We start from the raw sequence: 7,630 nt of genomic DNA, 5'->3' as shown, positions 1-7,630 counted from the left end.
GCAAAATGGGGAGATATTTACCCAGTAGTCGTTAATTCCTGGCGTAGAAAATGGCCTAATTTATCGCACTATTTCAAATATTCCGAGCATATTAGAAAAGTAATTTACACCACAAATGCCGTTGAGGCAGTTCATCGTCAGTTTAGAAAGCTGACCAAAACAAAAGGCGCTTTTCCTAATGAAAACAGCTTGCTGAAATTACTCTACGCAGGCATATTAAATGCGTCTGAGAAATGAACGATGCCAATTCATAATTGGAACCTCTGCTTATCTCAGTTAGCTATTTATATTTATTTTGAAGGGCGTTTAGACAGCGTACTGGATATTTAATGAATTACCCTGACACAGAATTTTGAACGCCCTCCATAGATAAGAAAACAGGCCGATTACAATATGGCTTGAACTCGGTTGTCTCTTAATGTCCAATCTATGAGGGTTTTATATTTTTAGTAAGCAGGCGCATAATCGAACGGATAGCCTCCTTTCAATTTTAAAATGCTTGCCATCCCTGCAGCAATTCCTCATCAGGTGCAACAACTCCGGTCATCTGATTAGCAAAGTTAATCCCTCTCATAGTTCCAACGATTGCCGCTGAGTTGACCCCACCTGCTTTGAACCATTCTCTCTGCGTTGAGTAAAATCTGGTGATCCCCATCTTATCTAAGACATCATTTGCATCGAAGAAAACACCTGTCTGCAACGCAATAGCAGTATCTATCTTGTAAATATTCGTTTGTAAGAGCAACTGTGCGAATTTAGGATCTATGTTCTTAAGTATCCCATAGGCTCCGCACGATACGAACTGGATATCGTATTTTGTTGGTTGTCCTGCTCGCAGATGGCCGGGTGAGTATGAGTTATTCACATGTTCCATCATCGAGATCCCCCCTGCGCCATTCCATGGCTGAAAGCCGGCAGCTCTGATTAAAGCAGGATGTCGTCTGTCGAACCTATATACAAAAGGTGGCAACTCTTTACTATTTATCACCCTACCAATTATTCGTCTGGTTCGGTTTACTTTTTCTGGCAAGCAATTGTATTTGGTCATTTTATTCCTCCATCTAATTTGTTATCTTACATTGCCTAACGAGGCTGTAGAATTACTCATTTATAGCCTGTCTATTTATAATAAAGCTTACGGTAATTTATGTTTAATTGATATTCAATAGGTTATTCCATTAGGTTTTTTAAGTAAAAATAAAAATTTAATATCCATTAAAAACAGACACTTAAAAAGTTACAAAATGCCAAAATTTGCTATTTGCGACAGAACCAATTTTTTTTTAGTTTACTATACTGGTTCTTAAATTCCGTTATTATACTTTTCAGTACTTTCCCTGCTTTATCTTCACGAAAAAAAAGTGTATGGTCTATCGTCCATGATTCATTTAAAAACTCAGTTTTTAATTCTACGATTGTATCGCTATACATTTTATCTTCTCCGATATGTCTGGGTAAAAATGACCATCCGAAGTGTTTCAAAAGCTCCATCAGTAATGCCGGATTAGTGATAACTTGTTGCTGACTGGAAAAATTTGCGCGTTCACTAAAGCCTGCATCCGCAAAACTCTTTAAAATATATTGTTTTTCTAATTGAAGGTCCTCAAGCATAACCGGAGACAACGGTTGCATCGGAGAATCTTTACGCGTATATATCGCACCTGGTAAAGAACCTACTATACAGCCATTTAGCCCAGGTGGTGGTAACAGTTTTGTTGACGAGTGGTTTTGTATAATAATGACAAGGTCTACTTCCGAGTCAATGATAGAGCGCATCGCTTCATCCCTACTAGCATATACCCAATTAAGATCCGTATCACTAAAGTGATGTGACATATGCTGATCTATCTGGAAAACGTACTCATTGGGTACCGTGGAATTTAAACAAATCGTCAGCTCTCTTTCTTCTTTATAAGTCAATTGTAGTGCTGTATGTTGTAGTTTTAACGACTGGTGCAATAATAAAGTAGCCTGGCGTAGTAGTAGTTTACCCTCCTTTGTCAGGCTAGGATTATTACTGGTACGATCGAATAAAGCTACTCCCATAATAATTTCTAAATTACTGACACGTTCACTGAGTGTTGAGCGATCTCTCTTAAGTATCTTGGCAGCATTTGCAAAAGTGCCATGCTCTGCGACGGCAACAAATGTCGCTAATTGATCCAGACTATATTCAACCATTTAATTGAACTCCTATTTCATATGCTTAAGAAAGCTCTTCCGATAAATATTAATAACTAAAAGTTTGATGACGTTTAAAGTTGACATGTTAAATTCATCTGTTGCATTGCTGATTTGAGTGAAGTTTGCTCAGGTATAACTCACCATTTTCAGAGATCCAGCCATACTCTTTATCCTAATCATCTACCACAGGGGTGACCAATGCGGGGGACAGTTGCAATAAGATATTTCTACCCTGGCGTACACCAGAGATATTCGCATGCAAGATAATCCTGCTTTTGCATGCAGGTTGATGGTTTGTGTATCGATATAAGTATTGTCCGGTAGATTTACCATATCGACAGATAGCGAGTGGGTTTATAGGGAGTAACCACAATCCCTTGTGTATTACTAATATTATCATTGTTACTCAGGCCCCCTCCCGATGCACCATTCAGATCGACGATAGCCAGAGGTGGCATTAAATGCATCAACACCAATTGAACCAAGTGCAACCGCGACGTTTTGATCTTGCGGAGCCACATCACAGGTACCTTCGTTGATAGAGCCAGTAAAATTCACATGGCCATCGGCAACATGTACCGCAGATGAAGAAATTCCAAGACTGATAGCAAGTAATGAATATTTTAAAAATGAGTTGTATTTAGTCTGCATAAATAATCTTCTTTGGAATTTAAAATAAAAACTGTTGGTCATAGCAGTCTCGACAACGAGGTCACTTATAATATGATCAATTTAAAAAGTGCACTAATCAGCTGCCGAGGGAAAATCCCACTAATTGCTATTTTAATGCAAAAGGCTCTTTCCACTTTCCTGTTGGTCAGATGTTCAGCATTCTGTAGCCCTAGTAGATCCAAGGTCATCTTTGAAATATGGACTCTATTTTTGGGTTCTGTCGCATCTTGAATACGCCGGAATAATCTTCACAGTAAGTATTGATAAGCAGATGATACATAGACACGCTTAGCTGTAATGTTAGACTTATTCTTTATCTGATCTATGAGCCCCAGCTATGGCATTAAACTTCACCAAGAAACAATTTCCTTCAGCACGATTATGATGACTATTCGATGGTATGTTGCCTATAAACTGAGTTATCGGGATATCGAAAAACTACTAGCAAGATGTCAATTGGCGGAATTAGGTATGGAAAATTCCCAATGGAGATGATTTTTGGTCTGTATCATTGTTATATATAATGTATGGCCAATATATAGTTCATAGAGATAACCAATGGATCAACAAAACAAACGACTCTACTTTTCACTTATATCACTTGGTTTAGCGGTAGCTTTATCTTTTTCTGGCGTAGTCGTAGTAATGGTCGCTGATTCAGATGGTGATGGTCTAGATGACAGTATAAAAAGCACGTATAGCTGGAACGGTTCTGTCGCAAATAGGTTTTTTGAGTGAAAATAAAAATTTAATATCCATTAAAAAAGACACTTAAAAAGTCACAAAATACCAAAATTTGCTATTTGCGACAGAACCTGCATGATTGGATTGAAGTGTTAGCGGTTAAATATATCAATAATATTGTCGAACAGAGTCATCGAAAAGTGAAGGGTAAAATGCATCAATGTTTAGGATGGAAATCTTAGGCAGGTGCAAAGTCAACCTTAGCAGGTGTTGAACTTTGCTCCATGATTAAGCAAGGACAGATGGTTAACTCCGAAGATATAACGCCATGGGATCAGTTTTATTCGCTAGTAGCATCATTGTATCTGAGGAAAAGTGCCCCCTTCGTTTAGAGCTACATAATCTTAATTTGCGACAGAATCCTTTTTTGAGCATTCCACGCAAAAACACGGAGAGCCAAAATTACTGAAATAGGCATTTATATATTATATATCTCACAAAATGATTAAAATTTAACTGTTTAGTTATTTTATATTAATGTAGTCAAATCTTGGTAGCGTAAGGAAATAAAATGCATAAACATAAAAATATCATACTTCTTCTCACAGTCTTATTTTCCTCCCAATCATTTGCAGGGAATCAACTCAGCCAATTATGCAAAACTGATTTTTATAAAAATAATGTAAAGGTAAGTGGACTCAATGTATCAACGAGAACTATCGTAGGGTTTGGCATTAACGTGAAAATAGATGGTGAATGGGGGGTAATGAAAATGAAAGAAAGTCGTCGAAGAAGCAGAGATATAGCTTACGATATAGCAAAACTCGCTTATTTGACCAATGCAACTGTGAATGCTTGTATTGGAAATGGTTATTTAACAGGAATTGAATTAATAGAAAAGTAAGAAACAAAGTAAGCGTTGTTAATATTAATAGTTGGTATTATTTAACTTTTGGTAATCATATAATTCACCATAAACTCAGCAATTTATCAGACTTAAATGTTAAGTTTCATCAACTATTTGACTGAACTCAGTCGTTTTGATTAATTGACTAGTTGTACTAATTTCGGTTCTACGCGTCTTTTCGTAGAATGACTGATTTGTGTACACTTTATTATTCAATAATTGCTTAAAAGAGGTGTTTTCATGTTCGGTTCTCACTCTGACTCACAGTGGTTGAGTCACTGTTTTCAGTTTCAGAAAAATTGAAGCAAGGCTATCAGTTTAGTCGTCAACTCAGTGGGATATTCGACAGTCATATTTCCCCAGAGGTCGCCAAGGAAAAGATAGCAGAGTGGGTGAATAGCGTGACAGCTTCTGAGCTTAATTGTTTTGACCGATTTATTCAAACCTTGATGAATTATCAGGAGCAAATTACGAATTATTTCATCGCCCATCATACCAGCGGATTTGTCGAAGGATTCAATAATAGAGTGAAAGTGTTGAAGCGACGATGTTATGGTTTATCTGAGCCAACCAAGTTATTCCAACGATTGCTCGTGGACAACCACAGGCATGACTCGATTCGCTCCTGGGGTGGCTAGTTTTCAATCATTCCACGCAAAGGCGCGTAGAGCCAATAGATTGACCCAGGTCAGGTTTATCATGCACGGCAGAGGTTTATGCCTTAACTTAAAATATATTGATTATTCTTCTAAGAAATGAAGATCTGTGTCCAACCTATGGGGTTCACCTATCACTTCGGACTTGAATTCGGTTGGAATTAATAATATATACAACATAGGTTTAACTTATATGAAAAAACATTTAATAATATTATCTATATTTTTTTATACATCAATAGTTAGCGCATTTAATATACCACTTTCTGCACCTAAAGGGGCATACACCAATTATTTTACATACTACAACCCAGATGATGAACCTATAGTATCACCTAATGCTATAAATAATTTAAAAAAAAGTAAATCACTATTTGCTATAGAGTCGGCTTATAATCAAGATTTGATCCTGAATGGGACAGGTTTCTTTATAAGAACGTTCAGAAATGATAACAAGATTTGTATGATTACTGCTGGCCACAATGTTCTTTCGGGGCCAACATCTCCTGTACCATCAAAGTTCGCATTTACTGGATATTTTAATTATATAGGTAAACCTAATGGGTCATATGAAAGGGTAAAGCACTTAAAAATGGAAGAGGGCATAATCGCGGATGTTATTACAGCTCATAATGATAGGACAGGTTATATTAAGAAAGATATAGCGTTATTACTAGTTAATACCAGTCATTTACCTCCCTTAGAGCAATTATTTCAGTCTGGATTTATATTTTTAAAAGATGAACCTAAAAATGGTCATATGCTTCATCATCCTGCAGGATGGTCTCAAAGACTGACTAATCTTGACGGCAATGCTACTTTAATGGGTGATTTTTATCGCATATATACTGACGGAGTAGCACAAAACCAGGCTTTTTCAAAGGGTACATCAGGATCTCCAATCTTTGAAGAAGCCCCTGAAGACCCAGACTATGGGTTTAATGTTATGGGACCCGCGATGGGTGTACTGTCAACAAATAGTAGCCCAGATACCATGCCTCTGCGAGATGTGCCACCAAGAGAGTTAGTTGATGAGGATGCAGGTAGAAGGATCCCACGAATGGTACATCCAGCATATACTACCCTTTCAAGCATAAAGGATGAAATAGAAGAACACTGTTTAGCTGAGCTATCCCCCGCTCTCGAGAGTAAACCTTACACAAAATCAGCTATATTGGTGAATAAAACAGGTGAATTACATTCCGAAGATCCTTTTGTAAAAAATCGCAACTTCTTTCTTCTCAATAATACGACCGCAACCTTAATAGTACATATATATGACGAAAGCAACCAATCATATCGTGAAAAAATAAAACCATACGAGAAGATAAAATTTGAGTATAATTCAGAAAAAAGGGGGTATGTCTATAGATTCCCATTTTCCCCAGAAGTAGTTTCCAGAGTCCAGGCTTTAGTTTTTAATGGTGGACAATATGCAGGAAGAGAGCAACTTACAGATAATGATTTTGATGTTATCCATTTTACAAAAGGAAATCCCTGGCATCGTGTTTATATCTCCTACAAGCCCAAGCAGGGGGCTAACCATGTTATGGATAAATTTTTGGTGAATGATGCATTTGGAGATCCTCAATTCAATAATACAGCAGATTTCTTAAAAAGTGACGATGATACTGGAGATGGACATAATGTTAAAATTCTTTCTTATGGGGTCGGTCGTGCTAGAGTAGTAGAGATCCTTCCCATAGATGAAGTAAAATATTTTGATCCAAGGGATGTGAAAAATATAGTTTTTAGAAACAAAACCTATGACGAGTTAGGGTCTGAGGGAGGAAGAATCAGAATTACTGGCTGGGATTTATACCCAACTGTGCCGCCAGGATACATCCGAAATATCATTTATAATCAACCGAGAAAGTATCCCGATGATTTTATAGGTCGCTTCAATACTCTTGACTATTATGGTAATAGTCTTAGGAGACTAGATCAAATAGATTTGTGTGATACTGGTTTTTATGAAAATACTAGAGGGAATAAATTTGTTTTTTCAAACGCTTATTCTGAGGTGAACTATAGAACTCATAACGCTGAATCTTTGATTGAGATAATCAATTTGTATAGGGGGAAATATAGAAGTTTTCTGGAAGCAAAAGGAATCTGTCGTAATACAGATCAGCAGTTTATAAATGTTTCTTTATCAGAAGATGGGAAGACTTTTTCTATTGATTTGGAGGGTTATGCAAATCCGAACGGTAAACGTCCGGGCAACCAGTCCATTTCTATAATCTACTTGATTACAGTTCTCTAATACATATTGAGGAGATTGTAATGAAACGCAAAGCTAAATGGACAAATAAAGTGTACTAGCTCAGACCTGATCTGACAGTTACCCCTTTTCAAAGGCACCAAGGTGCTATTGACTGCCAACGGACGCTAACTCAGATAAAGTTTTATCTCCCTTAGCTTTAAATTCGGGTGAGTGGTTTCTACGTTTTCTAGTCATAATCTGCTCCAGCTGTGATGCTAGTTATTAAAACAGATTAATCACTTAAGATCGTATCCGATTTTT

The 7,630-nt window shown here is 37.1% G+C and carries 6 protein-coding genes and 2 pseudogenes; 5 read left to right on the top strand and 3 right to left on the bottom strand.

What is annotated here, in order from left to right:
• Positions 1–330: pseudogene (locus G337_RS28325) on the top strand (transposase); the annotation flags it as partial.
• Positions 331–490: 160 nt separating this feature from the next.
• On the opposite strand, the gene G337_RS0118180 reads toward G337_RS28325, so the two are convergent.
• The 3 genes from G337_RS0118180 to G337_RS0118170 form a co-directional block, all read right to left on the bottom strand.
• Positions 491–1,048 (bottom strand): hypothetical protein, encoded by a 558-nt coding sequence (locus G337_RS0118180; RefSeq protein ID WP_028865148.1) that lies wholly within the window; start codon positions 1,046–1,048, stop codon positions 491–493.
• Positions 1,049–1,257: 209 nt separating this feature from the next.
• Entirely contained in the window at positions 1,258–2,181 is a 924-nt protein-coding gene (locus tag G337_RS0118175) for a LysR family transcriptional regulator (protein WP_028865147.1), read from the bottom strand.
• Between the two features lie 405 nt (positions 2,182–2,586).
• Positions 2,587–2,835, bottom strand: a complete 249-nt coding sequence (locus tag G337_RS0118170) for a fimbrial protein (protein ID WP_028865146.1) — start codon at positions 2,833–2,835, stop codon at positions 2,587–2,589.
• A gap of 848 nt (positions 2,836–3,683) precedes the next feature.
• On the opposite strand from G337_RS0118170, the pseudogene G337_RS29600 reads away from it, so the two are divergent.
• The 4 genes and pseudogenes from G337_RS29600 to G337_RS0118150 form a co-directional block, all read left to right on the top strand.
• A pseudogene (locus G337_RS29600) lies at positions 3,684–3,782 on the top strand (IS6 family transposase); the annotation flags it as partial.
• 329 nt (positions 3,783–4,111) lie between these two features.
• Positions 4,112–4,444, top strand: a complete 333-nt coding sequence (locus tag G337_RS0118160; RefSeq protein WP_028865144.1) for a hypothetical protein — start codon at positions 4,112–4,114, stop codon at positions 4,442–4,444.
• Positions 4,445–4,713: 269 nt separating this feature from the next.
• Positions 4,714–5,085, top strand: a complete 372-nt coding sequence (locus tag G337_RS28315) for a transposase (RefSeq protein ID WP_157619379.1) — start codon at positions 4,714–4,716, stop codon at positions 5,083–5,085.
• A gap of 211 nt (positions 5,086–5,296) precedes the next feature.
• Positions 5,297–7,369 (top strand): hypothetical protein, encoded by a 2,073-nt coding sequence (locus G337_RS0118150; protein ID WP_028865143.1) that lies wholly within the window; start codon positions 5,297–5,299, stop codon positions 7,367–7,369.
• The last annotated feature ends 261 nt before the right edge of the window (positions 7,370–7,630 follow it).

Origin of the sequence: Psychromonas aquimarina ATCC BAA-1526 (assembly GCF_000428725.1) — a bacterium.
Lineage (GTDB): Bacteria > Pseudomonadota > Gammaproteobacteria > Enterobacterales > Psychromonadaceae > Psychromonas > Psychromonas aquimarina.
The sequence above is the reverse complement of the archived record's forward strand: the minus strand, read 5'-3'. Positions and strand labels throughout refer to the sequence as shown.